25 protein-coding genes are annotated in these 24758 nt (G+C 69.4%); 5 read left to right on the top strand and 20 right to left on the bottom strand.

Annotated elements, in window-relative coordinates; genetic code table 11:
* Nucleotides 1-389: 389 nt before the first annotated feature.
* The 6 genes from rdgB to D473_RS0117675 all read right to left on the bottom strand — a co-directional run bounded on the left by rdgB (nucleotide 390) and on the right by D473_RS0117675 (nucleotide 4693).
* Complete coding sequence (gene rdgB / locus D473_RS0117700) at nucleotides 390-995, bottom strand: RdgB/HAM1 family non-canonical purine NTP pyrophosphatase (RefSeq protein WP_017610385.1); 606 nt, start codon at nucleotides 993-995, stop codon at nucleotides 390-392.
* Between the two features lie 56 nt (nucleotides 996-1051).
* A complete protein-coding gene (gene rph / locus D473_RS0117695; protein WP_017610384.1) occupies nucleotides 1052-1771 on the bottom strand; it encodes a ribonuclease PH in 720 nt (239 codons plus the stop codon).
* 114 nt (nucleotides 1772-1885) lie between these two features.
* Nucleotides 1886-2635 carry an MBL fold metallo-hydrolase gene (locus D473_RS0117690; protein WP_017610383.1) on the bottom strand — a complete coding sequence of 250 codons (750 nt, stop codon included), beginning with the start codon at nucleotides 2633-2635 and terminating at the stop codon, nucleotides 1886-1888.
* A gap of 324 nt (nucleotides 2636-2959) precedes the next feature.
* Entirely contained in the window at nucleotides 2960-3907 is a 948-nt protein-coding gene (locus tag D473_RS0117685; RefSeq protein WP_017610382.1) for a PLP-dependent cysteine synthase family protein, read from the bottom strand.
* Nucleotides 3908-3914: 7 nt separating this feature from the next.
* Nucleotides 3915-4193: a MoaD family protein gene (locus D473_RS0117680; protein ID WP_017610381.1), complete on the bottom strand. Its 279-nt coding sequence runs from the start codon at nucleotides 4191-4193 to the stop codon at nucleotides 3915-3917.
* 89 nt (nucleotides 4194-4282) lie between these two features.
* The gene (locus tag D473_RS0117675; protein WP_017610380.1) at nucleotides 4283-4693 is read right to left on the bottom strand and encodes a Mov34/MPN/PAD-1 family protein; all 411 of its coding nucleotides are present in this window, start codon (nucleotides 4691-4693) and stop codon (nucleotides 4283-4285) included.
* 170 nt (nucleotides 4694-4863) lie between these two features.
* On the opposite strand from D473_RS0117675, the gene D473_RS0117670 reads away from it, so the two are divergent.
* Nucleotides 4864-6165, top strand: coding sequence for a nicotinate phosphoribosyltransferase (locus D473_RS0117670; protein ID WP_017610379.1), 1302 nt, complete (start codon nucleotides 4864-4866; stop codon nucleotides 6163-6165).
* Nucleotides 6166-6240: 75 nt separating this feature from the next.
* Entirely contained in the window at nucleotides 6241-6819 is a 579-nt protein-coding gene (locus D473_RS0117665) for an isochorismatase family protein (protein ID WP_017610378.1), read from the top strand.
* Nucleotides 6820-6910: 91 nt separating this feature from the next.
* On the opposite strand, the gene D473_RS0117660 is transcribed toward D473_RS0117665, so the two are convergent.
* Nucleotides 6911-7921: a tryptophan--tRNA ligase gene (locus D473_RS0117660; RefSeq protein ID WP_017610377.1), complete on the bottom strand. Its 1011-nt coding sequence runs from the start codon at nucleotides 7919-7921 to the stop codon at nucleotides 6911-6913.
* A gap of 188 nt (nucleotides 7922-8109) precedes the next feature.
* Here D473_RS0117660 and D473_RS0117655 point away from each other — a divergent pair, with 188 nt between their 5' ends.
* Nucleotides 8110-8289 carry a hypothetical protein gene (locus D473_RS0117655; RefSeq protein WP_017610376.1) on the top strand — a complete coding sequence of 60 codons (180 nt, stop codon included), beginning with the start codon at nucleotides 8110-8112 and terminating at the stop codon, nucleotides 8287-8289.
* 133 nt (nucleotides 8290-8422) lie between these two features.
* On the opposite strand, the gene D473_RS0117650 is transcribed toward D473_RS0117655, so the two are convergent.
* From D473_RS0117650 to D473_RS0117590, 13 genes are all read right to left on the bottom strand, one after another.
* Nucleotides 8423-9367, bottom strand: a complete 945-nt coding sequence (locus D473_RS0117650; protein ID WP_051043114.1) for a zinc metalloprotease — start codon at nucleotides 9365-9367, stop codon at nucleotides 8423-8425.
* A gap of 133 nt (nucleotides 9368-9500) precedes the next feature.
* Complete coding sequence (locus D473_RS0117645) at nucleotides 9501-11231, bottom strand: DEAD/DEAH box helicase (RefSeq protein ID WP_017610374.1); 1731 nt, start codon at nucleotides 11229-11231, stop codon at nucleotides 9501-9503.
* Nucleotides 11232-11390: 159 nt separating this feature from the next.
* Nucleotides 11391-11594 carry a hypothetical protein gene (locus D473_RS0117640; protein WP_017610373.1) on the bottom strand — a complete coding sequence of 68 codons (204 nt, stop codon included), beginning with the start codon at nucleotides 11592-11594 and terminating at the stop codon, nucleotides 11391-11393.
* Between the two features lies 1 nt (nucleotide 11595).
* Nucleotides 11596-12375: a class E sortase gene (locus tag D473_RS0117635; RefSeq protein ID WP_033353578.1), complete on the bottom strand. Its 780-nt coding sequence runs from the start codon at nucleotides 12373-12375 to the stop codon at nucleotides 11596-11598.
* 599 nt (nucleotides 12376-12974) lie between these two features.
* The gene (locus D473_RS0117630) at nucleotides 12975-13223 is read right to left on the bottom strand and encodes a DUF3039 domain-containing protein (RefSeq protein WP_017576057.1); all 249 of its coding nucleotides are present in this window, start codon (nucleotides 13221-13223) and stop codon (nucleotides 12975-12977) included.
* Nucleotides 13224-13297: 74 nt separating this feature from the next.
* On the bottom strand, nucleotides 13298-13873 hold the full coding sequence (locus tag D473_RS0117625; protein WP_017610371.1) for a YqgE/AlgH family protein: 576 nt from the start codon (nucleotides 13871-13873) through the stop codon (nucleotides 13298-13300).
* A gap of 97 nt (nucleotides 13874-13970) precedes the next feature.
* Complete coding sequence (locus D473_RS0117620; protein WP_017610370.1) at nucleotides 13971-15368, bottom strand: NAD-dependent malic enzyme; 1398 nt, start codon at nucleotides 15366-15368, stop codon at nucleotides 13971-13973.
* Nucleotides 15369-15619: 251 nt separating this feature from the next.
* A complete protein-coding gene (locus tag D473_RS0117615; RefSeq protein WP_017610369.1) occupies nucleotides 15620-16339 on the bottom strand; it encodes a cytidylate kinase-like family protein in 720 nt (239 codons plus the stop codon).
* A 324-nt stretch (nucleotides 16340-16663) separates the two neighbouring features.
* Nucleotides 16664-17617, bottom strand: coding sequence for a co-chaperone YbbN (locus tag D473_RS0117610; RefSeq protein WP_026127057.1), 954 nt, complete (start codon nucleotides 17615-17617; stop codon nucleotides 16664-16666).
* A 102-nt stretch (nucleotides 17618-17719) separates the two neighbouring features.
* On the bottom strand, nucleotides 17720-19453 hold the full coding sequence (locus D473_RS0117605) for an acyl-CoA mutase large subunit family protein (protein ID WP_017610367.1): 1734 nt from the start codon (nucleotides 19451-19453) through the stop codon (nucleotides 17720-17722).
* 73 nt (nucleotides 19454-19526) lie between these two features.
* On the bottom strand, nucleotides 19527-20048 hold the full coding sequence (locus D473_RS0117600; protein WP_017610366.1) for a MarR family winged helix-turn-helix transcriptional regulator: 522 nt from the start codon (nucleotides 20046-20048) through the stop codon (nucleotides 19527-19529).
* A gap of 214 nt (nucleotides 20049-20262) precedes the next feature.
* On the bottom strand, nucleotides 20263-21222 hold the full coding sequence (gene meaB / locus D473_RS0117595) for a methylmalonyl Co-A mutase-associated GTPase MeaB (RefSeq protein WP_017610365.1): 960 nt from the start codon (nucleotides 21220-21222) through the stop codon (nucleotides 20263-20265).
* Between the two features lie 148 nt (nucleotides 21223-21370).
* On the bottom strand, nucleotides 21371-22558 hold the full coding sequence (locus D473_RS0117590) for an acetyl-CoA C-acetyltransferase (RefSeq protein WP_017610364.1): 1188 nt from the start codon (nucleotides 22556-22558) through the stop codon (nucleotides 21371-21373).
* Between the two features lie 84 nt (nucleotides 22559-22642).
* Between D473_RS0117590 and mce the strand changes: the two genes are divergently transcribed.
* Together mce and D473_RS0117580 are read left to right on the top strand one after the other, a co-directional pair.
* A complete protein-coding gene (mce, locus tag D473_RS0117585; protein WP_017610363.1) occupies nucleotides 22643-23101 on the top strand; it encodes a methylmalonyl-CoA epimerase in 459 nt (152 codons plus the stop codon).
* A 421-nt stretch (nucleotides 23102-23522) separates the two neighbouring features.
* Nucleotides 23523-24758: DivIVA domain-containing protein (locus D473_RS0117580; RefSeq protein WP_017610362.1), on the top strand; the 1236-nt coding region annotated here is incomplete at its 3' end.

The raw sequence follows: 24758 nt of genomic DNA, 5'->3' as shown, positions 1-24758 counted from the left end.
GATCGTCATTGCTTGTGGCCCGGAACCGAACCGACCCTTCGGGTGGCTCGCCGTCCCACAGCGACTCGATCGAGTGTAGGCAGCTGATGCAGCGACGTCAAACTCGCCCGAGCCTCTGGGGAGGGACCCCTGTGTGCTCGGGCCTCGAGAGGCGGTCGGAGCGACCGCCGGACGCCGTGCCCTCACGTGGTCCCCAGACCGGGACCCCCGTGTTTCGTCCAGTTTCTGCTTGTCGGACAACCGTGGTCATCCCCCGGACTGTTCGGGGTCAAACATGAGGCCCTGGCTTTCCACGGATTTTCTGGGCTGCAGGCCCAGAGACCACACACCGGTGGCGGCCGCCCCTCAGGGGACGGCCGCCACCGACCGGGTCCGTCGACCGGTCCCGGTCACGCCATCTCGGCCAGCTCACCGGCCAGCGTGCGGAACGCGATCCCCCGGTGGCTGATCCTGTTCTTCTCCTCCGGGTCCATCTCCGCGGTGGTGACACCGTGGCCGTCAGGGACGAACACCGGGTCGTACCCGAAACCGTTGTCGCCCCGCCGTTCCCGCAGCAATCGGCCACGCAGCACACCCTCGGCGACCATCTCGGTCCCGTCCGGCATGACGAGCACGGCCGCGCACACGAACTGGCCGCCCCGGCGCTCGGCCGGAGCGTCGGCGAGCTGGTCCAGCACCAGGTCGAGGTTGGCTCGATCCTGGTCGTCCCCGCCGAAGCGGCCGGCCCAGCGCGCGGAGAGTACACCGGGCATCCCTTGGAGCTCGTCCACGCTCAACCCCGAATCATCGGCGATGGCCGGCAGCTGGGTGTGCTCGGCGATCGCGCGGGCCTTCAGCAGAGCGTTGCCGATGAAACTGGGTTCGGTCTCCGGAACCTCGGGGGCGTCGGGGAACTGGTCGAGCGCCACGACCTCGGCGGACACACCGGCCTCGTCGAGGATGGCCCGCATCTCGGGCACCTTCTTGGGGTTACGTGTGGCCAGAACGATCTTCACCGGTCCCCCTCCCCCGGGCACGCCCCCGATCCGAGCACCCGGGCTCGTCGACACATTCATTCCGACAGCGCCTTCTTCTGGAGCGTGGTCAGTTCCGCGCACCCGTCGGTGGCCAGGTCGAGCAGCTTGTCGAGCAGCTCGCGGTCGAAGACCGCGCCCTCGGCCGTGCCCTGGATCTCGATGAAGGAACCGTCCCCGTTCATCACCACGTTCATGTCGGTGTCGGCGACGGAGTCCTCGAGGTAGTTCAGGTCCAGCCGCGGCTGTCCCTGGACCACGCCCACGCTCACTGCGGAGAGGGAGCCGGCGAGGGGGTTGTTCTTGAGGTTGCGGCGCTTGCGCAGCCACTTCACCGCGTCCGAGAGCGCCACGTAGGCCCCGGTGATCGCGGCGGTACGTGTACCGCCGTCGGCCTGCAGGACGTCGCAGTCCAGAGTGATGGTGTGCTCGCCCATCGCCTTGAAGTCGATGACTGCGCGCAGGGAACGGCCGATGAGGCGGGAGATCTCGTGGGTGCGGCCCCCGATCTTGCCCCGCACCGACTCACGGGCACCGCGGGTGTCGGTGGAGCGCGGGAGCATCGCGTACTCCGCAGTCACCCACCCCTCGCCGGTGCCACGGCGCCAACGCGGGACACCGTCCTCGACGGTCGCCGCGCAGAGCACGCGGGTGTCGCCGAATTCGATGAGGGCCGAGCCCTCCGCTTGGCGCAGCCAGTTGCGGGTGATGTTCACGGGGCGGAGTTGGGTCGGAACGCGTCCGTCGGGTCGAGCCATGTTCCCGAGCGTATCCTCGGCAGCTCCCCCGAGGCGCGGGAGTCCGCAACTCTCACCTCCGGTGGGAGACACACCACTCCCCGACGAGCCGGTCGGGGCCCCGACCGGCTCGGCTCAGCCGACCTCGTAGACCTGGCCGCTGCGGGCGAGGTCGATGGGGCCGGTGTAGGTCGAACGGGCCTCGCCGAGAGTGAGCTCGTCGTCGTTCCACGGCACCAGGTGAGTCAGGAGCAAGTGCCGGGCGCGGGCACGCGTGGCGTGCTCCCCAGCCTCGCTTCCGGTCAGGTGCATGTCCTTGGGGTGCTCGAGGTGGTCGTGGAACGCGGCCTCGCACAGGAAGAGGTCGGTGTCCTCGGCCAGGCCCACCAGCGCGTCGCACACCCCGGTGTCACCGGAGTAGGTGAGGGTGCGGCCGCCGTGTTCCAAGCGGATGCCGTAGGCCTCGACCGGATGGTTGACCTCGGCGACCCGTGCGGAGAACGGGCCGAGGTCGAAGCTGCCCTCGGTGAGTTCGCGGAAGTCGAAGACCTCGGTCATTCCGGGATCGGTCTCCAGTCCGTAGGCCTCGGCCACACGGTCGGCGACCCCGGTGGGGCCGTAGACCGGAATCCTGCCCTTGGTGCCGCCCGGGTGGAACCTCCGGGCCACCCAGTAGGAACACAGGTCGAAGCAGTGATCGGCATGCAGGTGGCTCAGGTAGACGGCATCGACCGAGTAGATGTCGGCGTGGCGCTGGAGCGCCCCGAGCGACCCGTTTCCCATGTCGAGCAGGAGTCTGTACCCCTCCGCCTCGACGAGGTAGCAGGAGGCCGGGCTGTCGGGGCCGGGGAAGCTCCCGGAGGACCCGATGATGGTGAGTCGCACGTCGTCGTCGCCTTCTCGATGGGCCGCGGGGTCCGGCGCCCCCTCCCCCGGTTCGGCGTTTCGCGGAGAGGGTGCGGATGGCGGCTGGTTCTGCGGATGTCCCGTAGTTACGGGTGTACCCCAATGCCCCGCCCGGTGGTACAAAATGTGTCTCGCATCTCAGGAGTGGAGCATCACGTCTCAAATTCTCACACGGTTTGACCACTTTCACCCGTTCCGCGCGTTCTGCCCGGATGGGTCGAGACACGGCTGAGGCCGATACCCCGCAAGGTACCGGCCTCAGCTGCGACGACAGTGTCCGGATCCGCGCCCGTCGACGGCGGATCAGGCCCAGAGTTGGCCGTCGAGGCGTTCCTCCGCCTCCTCGAGCGTGCCTTCGTAGGCGCCGGTGGACAGGTACTTCCACCCGGCGTCGGCGATGACGAACGCGATGTCGGCGCGCTCCCCGGCGCGCTCGGCCTTGCGTGCCATCGCCATGGCCGCGTGCAGGGATCCCCCGGACGAGATGCCGGCGAAGATGCCCTCCTTGTGCAGCAGGTCCCGTGTCCGCTCGAGCGCGGCGTCCGAGGGGACGGAGAAGCGGGTGGTCAGCACCGACTCGTCGTAGAGCTCGGGCACGAAGCCCTCGTCGAGGTTGCGTAGGCCGTAGACGAGCTCGCCGTAACGGGGCTCGGCCGCCACGATCCGTACGTCCGTCCTGTGCTCGCGCAGGTAGCGGCCCACACCCATGAGGGTGCCGGTAGTGCCGAGACCGGCGACGAAGTGGGTGATCTCCGGCAGGTCCTGGAGCAGCTCGGGACCGGTGGTCTCGTAGTGCGCCCGGGCATTGGCCGGGTTCCCGTACTGGTAGAGCATCACCCAGTCGGAGTTCTCGGCGGCCATCTCCTTGGCCACGCGGACGGCCTCGTTGGACCCTCCTGCAGCGTCGGAGAAGTACACCTCGGCACCCCACATGGCGAGGAGCTGCTTGCGCTCGGAGGAGGTGTTCTCCGGCATCACACAGACCATGCGGTAGCCACGGAGTTTGGCGACCATGGCCAGGGAGATACCGGTGTTCCCCGACGTCGGCTCCAGGATGGTGCACCCCGGGGAGAGCCGCCCGTCCTTCTCGGCTTGTTCGATCATGTAGAACGCGGCGCGGTCCTTGATCGATCCGGTCGGGTTACGCTCCTCCAGCTTCGCCCACAGCCGGACCTCCGGCGAGGGCGAGAGGTGCGGCAGGCCCACCAAGGGCGTACCGCCGAGGGAGTCGAGCAGGGATTCGTAACGCATGGTGGGCCTAGCGGCTGCCGCCGGCCACGGCCGGCAGGATCGTGACGTTGTCGCCGTCGGAGAGTTCGGCCTCCAGGCCGCCGACGAAACGCACGTCCTCGTCGTTGAGGTAGACGTTGATGAAGCGGCGCAGCTTGCCGTCCTGCATCAGGCGCTCCTGGATACCGGGGTGGCGGTTCTCCAGGTCGGCGACGAGCTCGCCGAGGTTGGAGCCCTGCCCCTCGACGACCTTGGCGTCGCCGGTCAGGTTGCGCAGGATGGTGGGGATGCGGACCTCGATGGCCATGAAGGTGTCTCCGTAAACGGTCGTTGTCGTGCGTTCATACTCAACAGGAGAGGCCCTCGTCCCATTCCGGAAGGCCCCGGTGGGAGCGCCTACTGGCCGGTGACCTCGACCGGCTCCTCGGTGACTTCTCCGTCGAGGATCCGGTAGGAGCGGAACTCGACGGTCTCGGGTTCACGTGTGGAGACGAGCACGTAGTGTGCGTTCGGTTCCGAGGCGTAGGAGATGTCGGTGCGCGACGGGTAGGCCTCGGTCGCGGTGTGGGAGTGGTAGATCACGACGGGTTCCTCGTCGTGGTCGTCCATCTCCCGCCACACCTTGAGCTGTTCCTTGGAGTCGAAGCGGTAGAAGGTGGGGGACCGCTCGGCGTTGATCATCTCGATGAACCGTTCGGGGCGGTCGGAACCTTCGGGCCCGGCGACCACGCCACAGGCCTCGTCGGGGTGGTCGCGGCGGGCGTGGGCGACGATCTGATCGTAGATCGAGCGGTCAATCCTCAACATGGCACCAGGATACCGAAAACCAGATCTCTACCTACCTAGTGGGTATTAATGTGCGTCACACCGTCCGGACGGCACATCCGCAGGCGGCGGGCCGACCGCCCCGCAACGGACCGCAGGGCACGCCCCGGCCACATGGCACGCTCCGGTGGGCGCCGTCTAAGCTCGGGGCCATGAGCGAGGACAGCAGCAGCGCGCTGCTCACCGACCACTACGAACTGACCATGCTCCAAGGTGCCCTGCACAGCGGGGCCGCCGAACGCCGGTCGGTCTTCGAGATGTTCGCCCGGCGCCTCCCCGAGGGCCGACGGTACGGCGTCGTGGCCGGGACCGGACGGTTCCTGGACCTGTTGGAGCGGTTCCGCTTCGGCAGCGCCGAGCTCGACTTCCTCTCCGATCACGAGGTGGTCGACGAGCGCACCCTCGACTGGCTGGCCCGTTTTCGCTTCAGCGGCGACATCTGGGGTTACGGCGAGGGCGAGGCCTACTTCCCCGGTTCCCCCATCCTCGTGGTGGAGGCGAGCTTCGCCGAGGCCGTGGTCCTGGAGACCCTCGCACTGTCGGTGTTCAACCACGACAGCGCCATCGCCTCGGCCGCTTCCCGCATGGCCGTGGCCGCCGGCGAGCGCCCCCTCATAGAGATGGGCTCCCGGCGCACACAGGAACGGTCCGCGGTCGCCGCCGCCCGGGCCGCGTACGTGGGCGGGTTCGCGACCTCCTCCAACCTCGAGGCGGGCCGGACCCACGGCGTCCCCACCGGCGGGACCGCCGCGCACTCCTTCACCCTCCTCCACGACAGCGAACAGCACGCGTTCAACGCGCAGCTGGAGTCGATGGGCCTCGGGACGACCCTGCTGGTGGACACCTTCGACGTCGAACGCGCTGTGCGCCATGCGGTCGAACTGGCCGGGCCCGCCCTGGGCGCGGTCCGGATCGACTCCGGTGACCTGGCCGCACACGCCGGCCGGGTGCGGGCCCAGCTCGACGGCCTCGGCGCCACGGACACCCGTGTGGTGGTCACCGGAGACCTGGACGAGCACTCCATCCAGGCACTGGCCGTGGCCCCCGTGGACGGGTACGGAGTGGGTACGTCCCTGGTGACGGGGTCGGGAGCTCCGACCGTGTCGCTGGTCTACAAACTCGTCGCACGCGCCCGCGGTCTGGAAGAGGACACACCGCTGGAACCGGTCGCCAAACGTTCGGTGGGCAAACCGAGCCGCGGCGGCCGCAAGTGGGCCCTGCGCCGGCTGGACGACCGGGGCACTGCCGTCGCCGAGGAGGTGTACGACCACGAACCGACCGCCGAAGTGGGCACACGTTCCATGCTGCAACCGCTCGTCCGGAGCGGGGAGATCCTGGGCCGAGAGAGCGTGCGCGAGGCACGTGAGCGCCACCGTGCCGCCATCGGTGAGCTCCCTGAGCAGGCCCTGCGGATGTCACGCGGGGACCCGGCCCTGCCGACGGCCTTCCTCTGATCCCGTCCCGACCGCACCGGCTCCGCAACGGGCAGGTGCCCAGCCCCACGAGCAGGAAGAGACACGAGGTCCCGTATGAGCAGGGCGCTGATCATCGTCGATGTCCAGAACGACTTCTGTGAGGGCGGCAGCATGGGCGTGAGCGGCGGTGCCGCCACGGCCGCGGCCGTCACCGAGTACACGCGTACGCACGCCGGCGCCTACGACCACGTGGTCGCCACCCGCGACCACCACGTCGATCCGGGTGCGCACTTCTCCGACGAGCCGGACTTCGTCGAGAGCTGGCCGCCGCACTGCGTGGTGGGCACCCCCGGAGCGGAGTTCCACCCCGGGTTCGACCCCGGCGCGGTCGAGGAGATCTTCTCCAAGGGCCGCTACAGCGCCGCCTACAGCGGGTTCGAGGGGGCCGCCGCCGACGGGTCGACCGGGCTGGCCTCGTGGCTGCACGAGCACGGGGTGGACGAGGTCGACCTCGTGGGTATCGCCACCGACCACTGCGTGCGGGCCACTGCCCTGGACGCGGTCGGGGAAGGGCTGCGCACACGTGTGCTGTTGGGCCTGACCGCGGGGGTGGCGCGGCCCACGGTGGACTCGGCCCTGGAGGAGCTGCGCGCCGCGGGTGTGGCCCTGGAGGGCGAACCCGTGGTCTCCTGACCTCTCCCCCGGGCCCTGGAAACGGAACGGCCCCGCGCTCTCGTGATCGTCCCGGGAGCACGGGGCCGTTCTGCGTTCGGCGCGTGCGGCCTCAGCCCACGCCGATGGCCGCACGCACGCGCGACAGGGTGGCGCGTGCGCGTTCACGGGCGGGCTCGATGCCGTTCGCGAGGATCCGGTCGATCTGCGCGGGGTCGGCCATGAGCTCGTCGTAGCGTTCGCGCTGGGGTGCCAGGACCGCGTCGACGGCCTCGAAGAGTTCCTTCTTGAGGTCGCCCCAGCCCATGCCGCCGGCTGCCAGGCGCTTGCGGACCTCGGCGGTCTTGTCCTCGCAGGCGAAGTGGGTCAGGAGTTGGAAGGGGACCGAGGCGTCGGGGTCCTTGGGCTCCTCCACCGGCGTGGAGTCGGTGGGGATCTTGTTGATCGCCTTGCGGAGTTTCTTCTGCGGCAGGAACAGCGGGATGTGGTTGTCGTAGGACTTGGACATCTTGCGACCGTCGGTACCGGGCAGGATGCTCGCGTCGCTGTCGTCGATGACGCCCTTGGGGACCGGGAAGGTGTAGCCGTTCCCGTAGCGGTGGTTGAAGTATCCGGCGATGTCGGCGGTGTACTCGAGGTGCTGGGACTGGTCGCGGCCGACCGGGACGTGCGTGGCCTCCATCGCGAGGATGTCGGCGGCCATGAGGATCGGGTAGTTGAAGAGCCCCATGTTGACGCCCGCGTCGAGGTCGGTGATGCCCGCCTCGTTGTTGCGGTCGCGCGCGGCCTTGTAGGCGTGGGCGCGGTTCATGAGTCCCTTGGGGGTCATGGAACCGAGGATCGTGGTGAGCTCGAAGATCTCGGGCACGTCGGACTGGCGGTAGAAGAGGGTCCGCTCGGGGTCGAGTCCGCACGCGAGCCAGGTGGCAGCGCCTGACCGGATGCTGTGTCGGAGTTCGTCGGCGTCCTTCACCGTGTTGAGGGCGTGGTAATCGGCGAGGAAGTACGCCGTCGGGGTGCTCTGGACCGCTTCGAGCGCGGGCCGGATCGCACCGATGTAGTTGCCCAGGTGGAAGTCGCCGGTGGGCTTGATACCGGTCAGATACAAGTGGGTCGCTGCCATGCCCACAGCCTATCGGCGCGCCGGGCCCGCATTCCCACCACGGGAGGTCCGGCACCCCGATCACTCAGGGGACCACCGCCACCACCGAACTTTCATACTTGGGGTATGACCTCTACGGATGCCTCCGTCGAGGCCCCGAGGAGAACCAGAGACCCCTCCGGAAACGTGCGCGCAGGGAGCACACGACCTTGGCTGCGGCGCTCGAGCACGTGCTCGACGAGGCCGAAGAGCTCGAGTTCTGGAACCGTGTGCACGAATACAACGCCTCCTTGACCCGAGCGGAACGCGACTCCTGTGTGCACGACCACACTCCGCGCGACCGTCCGTCCGAACCCGGGGGCACCGACGTGGCCGAGGAGGAGTGGTGAGGCGCGGCGAAATCTTCGTGGCCGACCTCGGAGAACCGGTCGGCCACGGAGAGGTCCTACTCCGCCGGCTCCTGGCCCGTGACACGCGAGTGGGGGCGCCGTCGGCGTCGGCGCCCCCACAGCTACGGCGGACTCAGACCTGGGGTTCGCGGAATCCGGCCCAGTGCTGGACCATCCGTTCGGCCTGGCCGGGCGTGAAGTGGGTCATGCACGCGTCGTCGGTGTAGTTCATGAAGTTGTTGACCGGGTCCTCACCGGGACGGTCGGGGCAGGTGTCGCGTCCCGCGGGGCAGCCGCTGGCGGCCTCGCGTTCGTACGGGGTGTCGTCGACGTAGTCACCGGGGCTCTCGCACCCGTTCTGGAACGTGTGGAAGAGTCCGAGCCAGTGGCCGACCTCGTGGGTCGTGGTCTGGCCGAGGTCGAAGTTCTCGCGGCTGCCGCCGGGCAGGGTGTCGTGGGAGACGACGACCCCGTCCTGCTCGGGCGAGGACTCGATGTCCTGCGGGAAGGTCGAGAAACCCAGAACCCCGGCTCCGAGGTCGGCGGTGTAGACGTTGAGGGTCTCGGGCCCGCCCTGGTGCAGTTCTGCGCGGATGGTGTCGCGGTTGGAACTGAACTCCTCGAACCAGGTGTCGTCGCTGTGCCGGGTGGTCTCGACGAGCTCGAAGTCGAACCCGGTGTCGGTCGCCTCCTCCCCGGAGGCGAAGACTCCCCCGTAGGCGTCGTTGAGGACCTGGATCTGCTGGTCGACACGTTCCTGGCTCACGTCGCCCTCGCCGTCCTCGGCGGAGATGACGTGCACGACGACGGGCACGGACCGCGGTGGGGCGACCTGGCTGCCGCGATCGGTACCGAGCGCGTCCTCCAGTTGCTCTTGGTGGTCGGCGGCCTGCTCCGGGGTGACCTCCCCGTCGTGGCCCTCCGAGGAGCGCCGGTCGCTGTCCGGGGCGGCGCCGTCGGTCTCGCACGTGTGGTCGGTGCCTGCGTCCGCGAGATGGACGGCGTCGGTGGCCTGGGCTGTGTCGGGCGCGTCCGGGGCCCCCGCCACTGCCAGGCCGGTCACGGCGAGTGCGCTCATGACCAGGCCTGGGCGGAAGGCGGCCGGGCGGCCGCGGCTGCTTCGTCCAATCACATGACGGATTGTAGTCACATGAACACGAAATGGCGTGTAGCCGTGCGCGGGCTCGCGCAGTGTTTGTCCGGAGACCGGTTCAGCGGGATCCGACCGCCCAGGCCCGGAGCTTGGCGACACGTTCCCGGAGCTGCGCCGGGGTGGCCTGTGCGACCTGAGGACCGCCGCAAGCGCGCCGCAGCTCGTTGTGGATCACCCCGTGGGGTTTTCCGGTGCGGTGGTGCCAGGCGCCCACGAGGCCGCTGAGCTCACGTCTGAGCTGGGCGAGCACCTCGTGTGTGGGGCCGGCCTCCTCTGCGGACTCATCCGGTTCGCTCTTCTTGCGGGCCTTGATCTCGTCGGCCTTGAGCTCGTCCTTGCGTTTGCGAAGCAGCTGGGAGACCTGGTCGGGCTCCAACAGGCCGGGCAGACCCAGGAAGTCCTCCTCCTCGGTGGAGCCGGGCGAGCTGCCGTACTCGGCGCCGTCGTAGAGGGCCCGGTCGAACTCGGCGGCCGACTCCATCGTCTCGAAGGGCAACTCCTCCCCCGCGTCGGGGGTGTCCTTCTTCTTGTTGGCCTCCTCGAGGAGATCGTCCTCGGGATACTCGTTGTCCGCGGGGGTGCGGTCGAGCACGTGGTCGCGTTCGCGTTCCATCTCCCCGGCGTACTCCAGCAGTGTGGGTACCGAGGGCAGGAAGACCGACGCGACCTCACCGCGTTTGCGCACGCGCACGAAACGCCCGATGGCCTGCGCGAAGAACAAGGCCGTGCTGGTGGAGGTGGCGTAGACACCCACCATGAGCCGCGGCACGTCCACACCCTCCGAGACCATGCGCACAGCGACCATCCACCGGTCGTCGCCCTGGGCGAACCGGGAGATCTTCTTGGAGGCGGAAGGGTCGTCGGAGAGCACCACCGTGGCGCTCTTGCCGGTGATCTGCCGCAGGATCCGCGAGTAGGCGCGTGCGTTCTCGTGGTCACTGGCAATGACCAGACCGCCGGCGTCGGAGTGGTTCTTGCGGACCTCGCTCAGGCGCCGGTCGGCCGCCTGCAGGACCTTCTTGATCCAGTCGCCCTTGGGGTCGAGCGCGGCCCGCCAGGCCTGCGAGAGGGCATCCTGGGTCAGCGGTTCGCCCAGGTGCGCGGCGAGCTCGTCGCCGGCCCGGGTACGCCATCGCATCTCCCCGGAGTAGGCCATGAAGATGACCGGGCGCACGACCCCGTCCTCCAGGGCGGGCGCGTACCCGTAGCTGTAGTCCCAGGAGCAGCGGCGCACCCCGTTGCCGTCCTGCACGTAGTCGACGAACGGGATCGGGTTGACGTCGGTACGGAAAGGTGTACCGGTCAGGGAGAGCCGGCGCGCGGCCGGCTCGAAGGCCTCGCGCACCGCGTCGCCCCAGGACAGCGCGTCGCCGGCGTGGTGGACCTCGTCGAAGATGACGAGTGTGCGCCGGGTCTCGGTGCGGTTGCGGTGCAGCATGGGGTGTGCGGCGATCTGCGCGTAGGTCACCGCGGCCCCGATGTACTGCTTGCCCAGCGCACCCTGGCCGTTCTTGAAGTCCGGGTCGATGGGGATCCCGAACCTGGCCGCCGCCTCCGCCCACTGCTTCTTGAGGTGTTCGGTGGGGCAGACGATCGTGATGGCTCTCACCCTGTGCTGCCGCAACAGCTCGCCGGCGAGGGTGAGGGCGAAAGTCGTCTTCCCGGCCCCGGGTGTGGCCACCGCGAGGAAATCGCGGGGCTCCCGGCGGAAGTACTCCTCGAAGGCCTCTCGCTGCCAGGCCCGGAGTCCGCTCAGGCGGTCCTCCGTCGTGGTCTGCGTCACCGTCATGCGTCACGTCCCCCGTTACTCACGCCGTAGAGGTTAGCGCTCACCACCGACCGTCCCGTAGGGAGGCCGCGGACGGCCATGGTGGTGTGTTTCACCCATGGCCCTGTTCGGGGCACCGGTGGTCGGGGTCAGGCGTCGTCGGGCTCGGTGCGGGGTGCCTCACTCGCCGGGGACCTCGCCCGGAACCGGCCCCTCGTCCTCGGGTCCGCTGCTGATCGCTCCGTCGTTGAAGGGCATGTGCGGTGAGATCTCCGGAAAGACCACGAACCACAACAACCCTGCCGCCCCCGCGATCAACCCGATCGTCATGATCAGCTTGGAGACCCAGGGTCCGGGCATGAGGCGCCAGATCAGTCCGTACATGTCACTCCTCCGCGTCCGGTGCCATGTGCGCGATGGGGTCCGGCATGCCCTCGGACTTCGGTGTGGTCTCGGCCAGCTCCGCCCAGACGATGAGCCTGTGGGTGTTGTTGAGCTTGGGGGCGCACGTGGTCAGGGTGAGCAGGGCGCGCTCGGGGTCCTCGTCCGAGGCCTCCTCGAAGGGGTCGGGGTCGACCACCCAGGAGTCCTGGGGCAGGACCGTCTCCTCCTGGAACACCTCGTAGGTGTAGAAGTTCTCACCGTCCTCCAGGACCATGACGTCGCCGTTGTCGAGCAGGTCGAGATCCCAGAAGAGGCCGGGGGTGCGGTGGGCGGCGATCGCGTAGTTGCCCTCCTGGCCGGGGCCGCTGTCGAACCATGTGTAGCGGCCGGGGCTGTAGAGGATGTCGTCCGGGTCCGTGCCGTTGACCACGACCCAGTCGAGCTCGAGCTCGGGCACGTAGAGGCGGCTGTCGGCGGAACCGGGAAGAGGCTCGGACTCGGGTCCGGTCTCCTCCGAGGTCGCCCAGTTGTCCTCCAGTCCCTGGGCGAGGTCCTGCTGCTCGCGGTCGGTCTCGAACTGGGACCCGTAGACCTCGTAGGCGGCGTAGAAGAGCATGAGCAGGCCGGACGTCAGCAGGATCTCACCGAAGAACCGGACGGTACCGCGCACGACGTCGCCCGGGCCTGTGCTCTTCCGCCGGCGCCTGCGCCCCCGCGTGCCGGCCCCGCTCTCCCCGTCCCCGTCCTCGTGGTGGGACTGCGTTTCAGTTGTGGACACCAATCCGACCTACTCCTCTTCCCAGTCGAAGGGGCACGACGAGTGGTCCCCGGAACGCGGGTGCGTCGGGGGTGACGCCACGACACCGTCCTCCGGGGCCCGTGCCTCGTGTCGGAAACACGGCAGCGGGGATGCACCCGCGGCACCCGCCCTCACGGACGGCATCGCCGCGCGGCAGGCGGCACCGGACCCCAAATCGTGCAGCACCACGATAACCGCCGCGGCCCCTCCCGAGGCCGGAGGAACGGCCCCGAAACGGGATCGGCCGAAACCGGCCGGAGGGATCACGCCCCGGGCCCCGCATCCGGATGCCCCGGCCCGGCACGGGAGCGGAGGGACCGCCATCACCATGCCACGTCGCCCGGCGGCTCGGGGAGGAAACGCGGATCCCCGAGCACGGATCGGCCCCCTTCCCGGCGGGAAGGGGGCCGTGAGCGTTCGTACGGACGTCACCTCGCCCGAGGGACGGTTCGGAGCGCCCCGACAGAAGCGCCCCGAGGGCGGACCGAGGAACGTGGGGCCGCCGGGTCGGGGCGAGGTTCCTGCCGCAAACAGGACGGGAACGAGCACTGTCGAAGTGGAGCCAGGGCCGGCTCCGGAGATCAGCGGCCCTTCGTCATCTCCTCGTAGGCCTGCTTGCACTCGGGGCAGACCGGGTACTTCTTGGGGTCGCGCCCCGGCACCCACACCTTGCCGCACAGGGCGATCACGGGGTCGCCGGTGACGGCGCTCTGCGTGATCTTCTCCTTCTGCACGTAGTGGGCGTAACGATCCCGGTCACCGTCGTCATGCGTCTCTTCCGGCTTGGTGTCGCTGTCGGGAAGAACCTTGTTGAGGATGTCCATGGCCATCGTTCCTCACACACCTTTCACGTCTCGCCGTCCACGATATCGGCTCCCGCGCACCGCGGACGGACCTGTACGGCTCAGTTCAGGCTGGGGTCGTCGGGATAGGTCGACAGCAACGCGAGGTCGCCGCCCTGGCGCCGCAACACACGCGACCACAGGCGCTCGGGCGCGGTCGTGAACACGTCACCGGGCCATGCGTCGACCACGTGCCAGGCACCCTCACCGATCTCCTCGGCGAGTTGGCCCGAGCTCCACCCCGCGTAGCCGGCGAAGACGCGGAAAGCGCTCAGGGCTCCGCCGAGAACCTCCGGGGGACCGTCGAGGTCGACCACGCCGAGCCCGTCCAGGCCGGGGTCGATCCCCTCCAACGGGGCCCACCCCGGTGGTTCGTCGCCGGTACCGGTGGTGCCCAGAGCGATCCCCGAGTCCTCCCCCACCGGACCACCGGAGAACATGACCGCCGGTTCGCTGGCGTAGGCACTCCAGGCCTCGACGACCTCGCCCACGGCGGTGTCCAGGGGGCGATTGAGGATCACGCCGAGGGTTCCGTCTTCGGCGTCGTCGACGACGAACACGACGGAGCGGCGGAAGGAGTCCTCCTGCAGAAGGGGGGCGGCCACCAGGAGTCGCCCGGTCAGTGTCGACTGGTCCATGTTCCACCTCTACCCGCCAACACCGGGCCACCGGTGCCTCTTCCGGGTTCTCCGGGCGGATCCGATGACCCGCCGGGGACCCACCGGAGGGGCCGGCTCAGTTCTCGGAGCTGCGCAGAGCGGCCTCGCGCACGGCCGTGGCCACGTGCGTGGAAAGTTCGGGGTGGAACACGCTCGGGATGATGTAGTTCGGGCCGAGCTCGTCCTCGGTGACCACGTCGGACAGGGCCACCGCCGCCGCGACCATCATGTCCGAGTCGACGTTGTGGCTCTGGGCGTCGAGCAGGCCGCGGAAGAACCCGGGGAAGACCAGCACGTTGTTGATCTGGTTCGGGTGGTCGCTGCGGCCGGTGGCGACGACGGAGGCGTGCAGGTTGGCGATGTCGGGGTCGACCTCGGGGTCGGGGTTGGCCAGCGCGAAGATGATGGGGTCCGGTGCCATCTCGGCGATGTCCTCACCGCTGAGCACGTTGGGGGCGGAGACGCCGATGAAGACGTCGGCGCCCGACACCGAACCCCTGAGGTCGCCGGTGTAGCCGGTGGGGTTGGTGTTGTCGGCGATCCAGCGCAGGCTGTCGTCGAGGTCCTCACGGCCCTGGTGGATGGCACCGTGCAGATCACTGACGATCACGTTCTCGGCGCCGGCGTGCATGAGCAGCTTGAGGATGGCGGTGCCGGCCGCGCCCGCTCCGGACATGGCGATGCGCACCTCCGACAGCTTCTTGTTGGTCACACGCAGGGCGTTGCGCAGAGCGGCCAGGACCACGATGGCGGTGCCGTGCTGGTCGTCGTGGAAGACGGGGATGTCCAGCAGCTCGCGCAGGCGGGCCTCGACCTCGAAGCAGCGCGGCGCGGAGATGTCCTCGAGGTTGATGCCGCCGAAGCCGGGGGCGAGGAGCTGGACGGCGCGCACGATCTCGTCCACGTCCTGGGTGTCCAGTGCGATGGGCCAGGCGTCGATGTCGGAGAAGCGTTTGAACAAGGCGGCCTTGCCCTCCATGACGGGCATGGCGGCCTCGGGGCCGATGTTTCCCAGCCCCAGGACGGCCGAGCCGTCGGTGACCACGGCGACGCTGTTGCGCTTGATGGTCAGACGGCGGGCGTCCTCCTTGTTGGCGGCGATGGCCGAGGAGACGCGGGCGACACCTGGGGTGTAGGCCATGGAGAGCTCATCGCGGTTGCGCAGGGGCACCTTGGAGGCCATCTCGATCTTGCCGCCCAGGTGCATGAGGAAAGTGCGATCACTGACCTTGTGGACGGCCACACCCTCGACGGCGCCGAGGGCATCGACGATGGCCTGCGCGTGCTCGGTGTCGCGGGCGGCGCAGGTGACGTCGATACGGATGCGCTCGTGCCCCGCCTCGGCCACGTCCAGCGCCGTGATCATCCCGCCCACGTGCTCGACAGCGTTGGTGAGGCTGCCGACGGCGCTACTGCCGGCGTCGACCTCCAGCCGGGCGGTGATGGAATAGGAAACGCTGGGAAGGGTGGCCACGTGTCGCTCCTTGGCTCTCACTGGGGTGTCGTGCGCCCGCACGGCCCGCCGCGGCGCGGGCGGGCGCGGCCGGGCACGGGATCGACCCTCGGGTCCGTTGCGCGCAGGCTCGGCCGGGGGCTGTTGCACACACCCGGGGGACCCTCGACGAGTCGCTTCACACTACCCGAGTCAAGGGACCTACGTCAGCACAAGAGGACAATTCACGCCAGCGTAAAGAATCGCAAAAATTCCGGCAGATCGAACGGGGGCTACATGGACCCGGACTCGACGCCCGAGCGGTCCAGCGCGGCCCGCACCACGAGGTCCACACAGGCCTCCAACGACAGCACCGTGGTGTCGAGCACCATGTGGTAGAGCCCGGAATCGGCCGGGTCGGCGCGGTAGAAGCGGCGCACGTAGGCGGCGCGGGCCCGGTCGTTCTCCTCGAGGAGCCTCTGGGTGGGGCCCTCTTCGCCCCAGCCGTGGCCGCGGGCCTCCTCACGGTCGCCGTACTCCCACAACCGGCGCACCCGGTCGAGGCGGGCAGCGGGAGCTCCGTCCAAACGGACGTGCAGAGCCGCAGGATGGCCGGCGAGCACAACGGCGCCCGCCCGGCCCAGGACCACGCCTCCCTTGCGTCCGACCTCCTGGACGACCTGTTCGGTGCGTTCGACGAATTCGTGGTCGTAGAGCAGGCGGCCCTCGCGGTTGGTGGCGCCGATGAGGGCGGTGTCGACGCTGCCGTAAGTCACCGTGGGCAGCCGGGCGGCGCTGGCGAGCAACCGTTCGAAACCGCTGGGGGCACGGTCGTCGCGTTCGCGCGCCTCGTCGAGGGAGCACCCGATGCGCTCGGCCACCGTCGAGGGGACGGCCCGGTCGAGGAAGTCGACGTCGAACCGGGCGGCGACCGCGGGGCCCACGACACTGCCACCGGCGCCGTAGGTGGCGGAGACGGTGACGACGGGATTTCTGGGAGGATCGCTGGTCATGACACACCTGCCGGGGCTCGCCTGAGGGCTGGGGCCTGTTCGGCAGACGCCCTATGACCAGCTGCGCGACGGAAGGGGTCCACCGAACGGGCCTTGGAGGCCCATCCGTGACCGGTTCCTACCCTGCGGCCGGGCTTCTATACGCAGCTGGAGCCGCGGGGGACGCGTGTGGGGCGGCAGGTACGCGAGTGAAAGAAACTGATCTTTTACCGCTATGAGCCACTATGAGCGAAAACTGACAGAAAACGCCCAAGGCGATTTTCTCCGGGGCCACACACGAACGGGCCGGCCCGGAAAGGTCCCGGACCGGCCCGCCCCTGCGCCTCAGAACAGGGCGGCGGTGAGCTTGCGCCGTGCGGCGTTGACCCGTGGGTCGCCGGGGGGCAACACGTCGAACAGGGCGAGCAGGTGTGCGCGGACCCTCTCACGCTCGTCGCCGGAGGTGCGCTTGACCGTCGCGACGAGACGGTCGAAGGCGGCCTCGGCCTCACCCCGGTAGATGTCCATGTCGGCCACGACGAACTGGGCCTGCACGTCGTCGGGGCGCTCCTGGGCTGCGGTCAGCGCCGACTCGGGGTCGACGTCCTGCAGACGGCCCACCAGGCCCACCTGGGCGAGTCGGCTCTTGGACTCGGTGTCGGAGGGGTCGGTCTCCACGGCCTTGCGGTAGACCGCCTCGGCAGCGGCGAAATCACCGCGGTCCAGCGCCTCCTGGGCCTGGACGTCGACGGGGCGCCCCTGCGGCTCGGGCTCACCCTCCTCCTCCGCCACGGGCGGCTCACCGTCGGCCTCGACCGTGCCCGGGTGTCCCTCGGGCAGCATCCCCTGCTGGGCCAGTGCCGCGAAGACCTGGCCCAGGCCCTCGCGGAGCTGGTTCTCATCGGCCGGCCCCTGGGTCAACGGCATGACCTGGCCCTGGATCGCCACGAGGATCGCCGGGGCGGACTGCACCTGCAAGGCCTGGGTGACACGGGGACTGGCCTCGCTGTCGACCTTGGCCAGGTACCAGTTGCCGCCCGAGCGCGCGGACAGGTTGTCCAAGGCGGTCTCGACCTGCGCGGACTGCTCGGACCAGCCCGCCAGCACGGCCAGGACGACCGGCAGGTCCATCGACCGTTGCAGGACTTCGTTCTGGAAGTTGGACTCGTCGATGTTGACGGCGTACGGGTTGGTTCGACCCGTCGACTCCGCCGCACGCTGTTTGGCCTCACGTTCCATGGCCGCCTTGCGCGCACCGAGGTCAACGGCACTGTTCGGGGAAAAGTCCGAAGGCTGCATGTCTCCATCCTGCCGCATACACACAGGGGTGGTGGACGACAGGACACGTGGCGCCCTCCGTGTCTCGGGGCGCGGTGGCCCGGGCCGCCGCGCCCCCGTCGCTCAGAAGCGGGGTTCCTCGGTGTAGGTCCCGAAGACCTCGCCCATGGCGGCGCAGATCTCCCCGAGGGAGGCCTCGGCCCGGGCGGCCTCCATGATCAGCGGAATGAGGTTGCCGTCCTCGGAGCGGGAACCCTCGAGCAGATCGGCCAGGGCCCGGTCCACGGCCGCGCGGTCGCGGTTCTCGCGGCGCTCGGTCAGGTCGCGCTTTTGCTCACGCTCGACCTCGTGGCTGATCTTGAGGATGTCGAGTTCACCGGAAACGGTGCTGGTGTGGCAGTTGACACCGACGATCCTCTTGTCGCCCTTCTCCAGAGCCTGTTGGTACTGGAAGGCCGACTCGGCGATCTCGGAGGTGAAGTAACCGTTGTCGATGCCGGCGAGGATGCCCGAGGTCATCGGACCGATGGTGTGCTCGGCCTCGCGGCCCCCGCCCATGTGGAGGATCTGTGCGAAGACACGCTCGGCCTCGGCCTCGATCTCGTCGGTGAGCGACTCCAGGTACCAGGATCCGCCGAGGGGATCGGCGACGTTGGCGACACCGGTCTCCTCCATGAGGACCTGCTGTGTGCGCAGCGCGATCTCCGCGGACTGCTCGGTGGGCAGCGCGAGAGTCTCGTCGAGCGCGTTGGTGTGCAGGGAGTTGGTGCCGCCCAGGACCGCGGCCAGAGCCTCCACCGCGGTGCGCACCACGTTGTTGTAGGGCTGCTGGGCGGTGAGCGAAACCCCGGCGGTCTGAGTGTGGAAGCGCAGCCACAGGGCCTTCTCGCTGGTGGCGCCGTACTCCTCGCGCATCCACCGCGCCCAGATGCGGCGGGCTGCGCGGAACTTGGCGATCTCCTCGAAGAAGTCGATGTGGGAGTCGAAGAAGAAGGACAGCCCCGGCGCGAAACGGTCGACGTCCAGCCCGCGCGAGAGGCCGAGCTCGACGTAACCGAACCCGTCCGCAAGGGTGTATGCGAGCTCCTGAGCGGCCGTGGCCCCGGCCTCGCGGATGTGGTAACCGGACACCGAGAGCGGTTTGTAGTCCGGGATGTGCTCGGCGCAGTACTCCATGAGGTCACCGATGAGGCGCAGCTGCGGCTCGGGCGGGTACAACCACTCCTTCTGGGCGATGTACTCCTTGAAGATGTCGGTCTGCAGTGTGCCGTTGAGCGTGGTGGTGTCCACGCCCTGGCGTTCGGCCGCCACCAGGTACATGCAGAAGGCCGGTACCGCCGGACCGCTGATGGTCATGGAGGTCGTGGTCTCACCCAAGGGGATCTGGTCGAAGAGCAGGTCCATGTCGGCGACCGAGTCCACCGCGACACCGCAGTGGCCGACCTCGCCCAACGCGTGGGAGGAGTCGGAGTCGTAACCCATGAGCGTGGGCATGTCGAAGGCCACCGAGAGGCCCCCGCCGCCGTTGGCGAGGATCATCTTGTAGCGCTCGTTGGTCTGCCGGGCGTTGCCGAATCCGGCGAACTGGCGGATGGTCCAAGTACGTCCGCGGTATCCGGTGGGGTACAGGCCACGGGTGTAGGGGTACTCACCCGGCCAGCCGATGCGTTCGAAACCGGGGTCCTCGGCGCCGGGTCGCGGGCCGTAGACCGGTTCCAGGGGCCGTCCGGACAACGAGGTGAAGTCGGCGTCGCGCTTGCGTGCCGCGTCGTAGCGGCGCTGCCAGCGCTCGCGTCCTGCCTCGATGTCGGCTGCCCCGCCGCCCTGTGGTGTTGGGCCGTTCGTGGTGTTCGCCATACTGAAATAGTAGGACGTCCAAATAATCCTGTACAGGGACGGACGGGCCGGCGCCCGTACCCTGCCGCCGTGGTCAGCGGTCCTCGGCGACCCCCACGACGGGTTCGGGGAAGTCACCGAAGTCCACCCTCAGACGGGTGAAGACCTGGTGCAGGTCCCAGAGCTCCTCGTCGGAGTAACAACCCAGGCCGAAGTCCATGCCCAGCAGTGCCTGCGTCGCCTCCTCGGTGACCTCGCGCCCGGCGTCGGTGACCTCGGCCAGCACTCCGCGCCCGTCGCTGGGGTTGGGCAGGCGACTGACCATGCCCTGGTTCTCGAGTCGGTCGATGGTGTTGGTGACGCTGGTCGGGTGCACCATGAGGCGCTCGCCGATCTTTCCCAGGGGCAGAGAGCCCGAGGCGCTGAAGGTCAACAGCACCAGGGCCTCGTACCGGGCGAAGGTCAGCCCGAAGGGCTTGAGTGCGCCGTCCAGCTCACCGATGAGGATCTGCTGTGCGCGCATGAGCGAAGTGACCGCGGCCATCGCCGGAGAGGCACCCCACCTGCGCGTCCAGTTGTCGTGTGCCCGCTCGATCGGGTCGAACGGGAGATTCAACGGGTTTCCCACGCGATCACTGTATGCAGCTCGGAAGGAGACATCGCCACGGAAGAGGAGCAGTGCGCTCCCCTCGCCGGGACAGAGGTGCTGCGTGGCGGGACGCGGGCGGAGTTTGCACGCCCCCGCGCTTCCCGCACGTATGCGCGCAGGGAGCAGGCCCCGGGACCCACGCGCCCAAGGCGCGGGGACTGTCCCTGGAACGCTGGGCGCCTCAGGGGCGGTTGCTGTCGGTGAGCTCGTCCACGAGGACGTCAGCGGCGGCGTAGGGGTCGGTGCGGCCGTCGACCACGTCGGCGGCGAGGCGGTCCAGCCCCTTACCGGTCTCCGGATCCGCCATCCGCGAACGCAACAGGTCCAGCGTGAGGGCCTGCACCTCCTCGCGGGCACGGGCGCGACGGCGCTCGGCGAGCTCGCCGGAGGCGGACAGGTGGGCGTAGTGCTCACGCACGCGTTCCCACAGGTCCCCGATGCCCTCGCCCCGATCGGCGACGGTCATCTCGATCGGTGGTTTCCACTCGTGGTCCTCGCGGTCCTTCATCGCCACCATCTGGCGCAGCTCGCGCAGGGTGACCCGGGCGCCGTCCCGGTCGGCCTTGTTGACCACGAGCACGTCGGCGATCTCCAGCACCCCCGCTTTCGAGGCCTGGACGGCGTCGCCCATCCCCGGGGCGCTGAGCACCACGCTGGTGTCGGCCTGCCCGGCGATGGCGACCTCGGCCTGTCCCACGCCCACGGTCTCCACGAGGATCACGTCGAACCCGGCCGCGTCCAGCACACGCAGGGCGTGCGGGGCCGCCCAGGAGAGACCTCCCAGGTGCCCGCGATTGGCCATCGAACGAATGTAGACACCCGGGTCGGTGGCGTGGTCCTGCATCCGCACCCGGTCGCCGAGCAGGGCACCGCCGGTGAATGGGGAGGAGGGGTCCACGGCCAGCACCGCCACGCTCAGACCCTTGTCCCGGACCTCGCGCACGACCGCGCTCGTGGTGGTGGACTTGCCCACCCCCGGGGAACCGGTGAACCCGATGACCTGGGCGTGGCCGGCGTGCTCGGCCAGGCCCGCCATGATCTCGCGCAGTTGCGGCGCACCGTTCTCCACCAGGGTGATCGCTCGGGCCAATGCCCTGCGGTCACCGGCGCGGACCCGGTCGACCAACTGGGGGGTGTGCATGGGGACTCCTCGACGTCGGCGGGGTGGGCAGGACGGGATCGCCGCCCTGCCGCGGGTGGGTACGCGGCACGGCCCCGTGGTGCCACGCGGTGCGCGGGCGCCGCCGGGTGGGCGGCGCCCGCGCGGGGAGCTCGGAGCGGTCCGGACCCTACTCGGCGGGGACGGAGAACAGCAGCGCGTCGCCCTGTCCGCCGCCGCCGCACAGGGCGGCGGCGCCCGTGCCGCCACCGCGCCGGCGCAGTTCGTTGACCAGGTGCAGGGCGATGCGTGCGCCGGAGGCCCCGATCGGGTGCCCGAGGGCGATGGCGCCGCCGTTGACGTTGACGATCCCGTCGGAGATCCCGAGGTCCTGGGTGGACTGCAGGCCGACCGAGGCGAAGGCCTCGTTGATCTCGACCAGGTCCAGGTCGGCCACCTCCTTGCCCGCCTTGCCCAGCGCGTGCTTGATGGCGTTGGAGGGTTGTGAGTGCAGGGAGTTGTCCGGGCCGGCGACGTTGCCGTGCGCGCCGATCTCGGCCAGGACCGGGGCACCCAGCTCCTCGGCCTTGGCGCGGCTCATCACGACCACGGCGGCGGCGCCGTCGGAGATCTGGGAGGAGGAACCCGCGGTGATGGTGCCCTCGCGGTCGAAGGCGGGGCGCAGCTTGGCCAGCCCCTCCGCTGTGGTCTCGGCGCGCACGCCCTCGTCGCGGTCGAAGACGACCGGGTCGCCCTTGCGCTGGGGGATCTCCACGGGAACGATCTCGTCGTCGAAGAAACCCTTCTCCTGCGCGGCGGCGGCACGCTGGTGCGAGCGGGCGGCGAAGGCGTCCTGCTCGGGGCGGCCGATGCCGAGCTTGCCGTTGTGGCGCTCGGTCGAGGCGCCCATGGAATCACTCTCGAAGGGGTCCGTGAGGCCGTCGTGCTCGGTCGCGTCCAGGACCTCGATCGAGCCGTACTTGTAACCCTTGCGGGACTTGGGCATCAGGTGGGGGGCGTTGGTCATCGACTCCATGCCGCCCGCGACGACGACGTCGAACTCGCCGGCGCTGATGAGCTGGTCGGCGAGGGCGATCGCGTCCAGCCCCGACAGGCACACCTTGTTGATCGTCACCGACGGCACATCCATCGGGATGCCCGCCTTCACCGCGGCCTGGCGGGAGGGGATCTGGCCGGCGCCTGCCTGGAGCACCTGTCCCATGACCACGTATCCGGCCTGTTCACCGCTGATGCCGGCACGCTCCAGGGCGGCCTTGATCGCGAAGCCGCCCAGGTCGGCGGCGGAGAACCCGGCGAGGGAGCCGAGGAGTCGGCCGGTGGGGGTCCGGGCCCCACCGACGATGACGGAACCGGGCATGGTTAATGGCCTCCAAGTGATGGGTGTCGCACCTGGTCTGCAACGATACCTACGCCCCCTGACGCGACCATCCGGAGGTTCATCTTGAGCACCCCACCCACCCCCGACGTGCCCTTCAGCGGACTGACGCGCCTGGACCATGTCGGTATCGCCTGCCGCGACCTCGACGCCTCCATCGACCTCTACCGCCGCACTCACGGGTTCGAGGTCGAGCACGAGGAAGTCAACGAGGAGCAGGGCGTGCGGGAGGCCATGCTCCGAATCAACGGTACCGACGACGGCGGTGCAACTTATCTGCAACTTTTGGAGCCGACCCGTGCGGACTCCCCCGTCGCGAAGTTCCTCGATCGCAACGGCGAGGGGGTGCACCACATCGCTTTCGGTACCGCCGACGTCGCCGGGTCCGCGCAGGAGGTGGGCGGGGCCGGTGTACGTGTGCTGGACGCCGAGCCCAGGCATGGGACCGCCGGATCCAGCATCGTGTTCCTGCACCCCAAGGACTGCGGGGGCGTGCTCACCGAACTGGTCCAAAGCGCCCACTGAGCCCCACGAGCGACACGCCCGAATCACGGGGACCTTCCGGACACATCACAAGTTCGCAGCAGAAGGTGTGGCTGACCTCAGACCGCGCCGGAAGTTACCCGAAAGCCTCTTCTCACGGGCTCTCCGCTTGATAAAGTCGCCGAAGGTGTGTTCGGCGGTCGCCGTCCGTCGCGATCGGCGCAGCAGGCCGACTGTCCGCCGAACACAAACCAGAAGCTGGATTCGACCGCCGGTGTCGGTCCGCGCCCCGAGGGCCGGACCGGACAGGTCGAACCGGGTCAGCCGCCCCACGTGCGCGGCGCATTCCGTGACAGGCCAAGGGCCCGGTCCGTCCAGTGGGGAGAGCAGCTGCAGCCGCCCTCCGAACCCGATCTCCGGCCGTTCACAAGTAGCCGTCTCGCACCCGTTCAGGATCCGCCACATGCCCTCAAACAATATCGACGCCCAGCTCAACAACATTTTCGACGAGGACAACGCCCCGCCCGAGTTCGACGTGGTGTTGCGTGGCTACGAGCGCAACCAGGTGACGGAGTACCTGGAGAGCCTGCGCGCCGAGGTGAAGGAGGCCAACGAGAACGCCGAAAAGTACAAGGGCGAGCTCACCGCCAAGAACCGGCAGCTCGCCGAGCGCGAGCGCCCCTCCTACTCCGGCCTGGGCTCACGCATCGAGGAGCTCCTCCGCCTGGCCGAGGAGCAGGCCAACGAGCTGGTGCAGAGCGCCCAGATCGACGCCAACGACGTCCGCTCCTCCGCCAAGATCGAGGCCGCCGAGATGCGCGCGGCCGCCGAGTCCGAGGCCACCGAGACCCGCGCCGTCGCTCAGCGCGAGTCCGACGAAATGCGGCAGGCCGCCGAGTCCGAGGCCGAGGAGATCAGCACCACCGCTCGCCGCGAAGCCGACGAGCTGACCTCCACCACCGAGCGCGAGGTCCAGAAGAAGCGCTCGGCCGTCGACCACGAGATCGCCGAGAAGCGCGCCACCTTCGAGGGCGAGATCGCCAAGCTGCGCACGACCACCGAGCGTGAGTGCGCCCAGGCCCGTGCCGCCGCGAAGCGTGAGCGCGACGAGACGATCCAGTCCGCCAAGAGCCAGGCCGAGGAGCTGCGCAAGAACGCCGAGCGGGCCTTCGCCGAGTCCGAGGCACGCCGTACCGAGGCCGAGGACCAGTTCGAGCTCCAGCTCACCGACCGCCGTGCCGAGGCCGAGCGCCAGGACGCCGAGCGTCTGGCCGCGGCCCAGGCCGCGACCCAGAAGATGGTCAACGAGGCCGAAGAGCGCGCCACCAGCGCCGAGCAGCGCGCCACCAAGGCCAGCTCGCAGGCCGAACAGACCCGTCGCGACGCCGAGAACAACGCCAAGCAGCTCGTCGGGAACGCGAAGAAGAGCTCTTCGCAGATCGAGGCAGAGGCCAAGTCCAAGGCCGAGCACATGGTCAGCGACGCCAAGGCCGAGGCCAACCGCATCCACACGGCCGCCAAGAAGGAGGTCGACGAGCTCAACCGTCAGCGCGACAGCATCCAGTCGCACCTGCAGCAGCTGCGCCAGCTGCTGGGTGGCGGCGAGGCCCCGGCCGGCGGCGGTGCCCCCGCGGTGCAGGCCGCTCCGGAGCAGGCCGCGATCCCCGAGTCCGCCCCGGCCCCGGCAGAGGAGCCGCGT

The sequence above is a fragment of the Nocardiopsis xinjiangensis YIM 90004 genome, from assembly GCF_000341145.1.
Taxonomy (GTDB): domain Bacteria; phylum Actinomycetota; class Actinomycetes; order Streptosporangiales; family Streptosporangiaceae; genus Nocardiopsis; species Nocardiopsis xinjiangensis.
Note: the sequence above shows the minus strand (reverse complement) of the source record. Positions and strands in the feature narration are given on the sequence as shown.

Bases quoted from the DNA above. Each gene is read 5' to 3' on its own strand.
- D473_RS0117645 (WP_017610374.1), bottom strand. From the start codon at position 11,231: ATGACGGTGACGCAGACCACGACGGAGGACCGCCTGAGCGGACTCCGG.
- meaB (WP_017610365.1), bottom strand. From the start codon at position 21,222: ATGCACACCCCCCAGTTGGTCGACCGGGTCCGCGCCGGTGACCGCAGG.
- D473_RS0117605 (WP_017610367.1), bottom strand. From the start codon at position 19,453: ATGGCGAACACCACGAACGGCCCAACACCACAGGGCGGCGGGGCAGCC.
- D473_RS0117640 (WP_017610373.1), bottom strand. From the start codon at position 11,594: ATGTACGGACTGATCTGGCGCCTCATGCCCGGACCCTGGGTCTCCAAG.
- D473_RS0117615 (WP_017610369.1), bottom strand. From the start codon at position 16,339: ATGACCAGCGATCCTCCCAGAAATCCCGTCGTCACCGTCTCCGCCACC.
- D473_RS0117670 (WP_017610379.1), top strand. From the start codon at position 4,864: ATGAGCGAGGACAGCAGCAGCGCGCTGCTCACCGACCACTACGAACTG.
- D473_RS0117630 (WP_017576057.1), bottom strand. From the start codon at position 13,223: ATGGCCATGGACATCCTCAACAAGGTTCTTCCCGACAGCGACACCAAG.
- D473_RS0117625 (WP_017610371.1), bottom strand. From the start codon at position 13,873: ATGGACCAGTCGACACTGACCGGGCGACTCCTGGTGGCCGCCCCCCTT.
- D473_RS0117665 (WP_017610378.1), top strand. From the start codon at position 6,241: ATGAGCAGGGCGCTGATCATCGTCGATGTCCAGAACGACTTCTGTGAG.
- D473_RS0117660 (WP_017610377.1), bottom strand. From the start codon at position 7,921: ATGGCAGCGACCCACTTGTATCTGACCGGTATCAAGCCCACCGGCGAC.
- D473_RS0117610 (WP_026127057.1), bottom strand. From the start codon at position 17,617: ATGCAGCCTTCGGACTTTTCCCCGAACAGTGCCGTTGACCTCGGTGCG.
- D473_RS0117675 (WP_017610380.1), bottom strand. From the start codon at position 4,693: ATGTTGAGGATTGACCGCTCGATCTACGATCAGATCGTCGCCCACGCC.
- D473_RS0117590 (WP_017610364.1), bottom strand. From the start codon at position 22,558: ATGCCCGGTTCCGTCATCGTCGGTGGGGCCCGGACCCCCACCGGCCGA.
- D473_RS0117650 (WP_051043114.1), bottom strand. From the start codon at position 9,367: ATGAGCGCACTCGCCGTGACCGGCCTGGCAGTGGCGGGGGCCCCGGAC.
- D473_RS0117685 (WP_017610382.1), bottom strand. From the start codon at position 3,907: ATGCGTTACGAATCCCTGCTCGACTCCCTCGGCGGTACGCCCTTGGTG.
- D473_RS0117680 (WP_017610381.1), bottom strand. From the start codon at position 4,193: ATGGCCATCGAGGTCCGCATCCCCACCATCCTGCGCAACCTGACCGGC.
- rph (WP_017610384.1), bottom strand. From the start codon at position 1,771: ATGGCTCGACCCGACGGACGCGTTCCGACCCAACTCCGCCCCGTGAAC.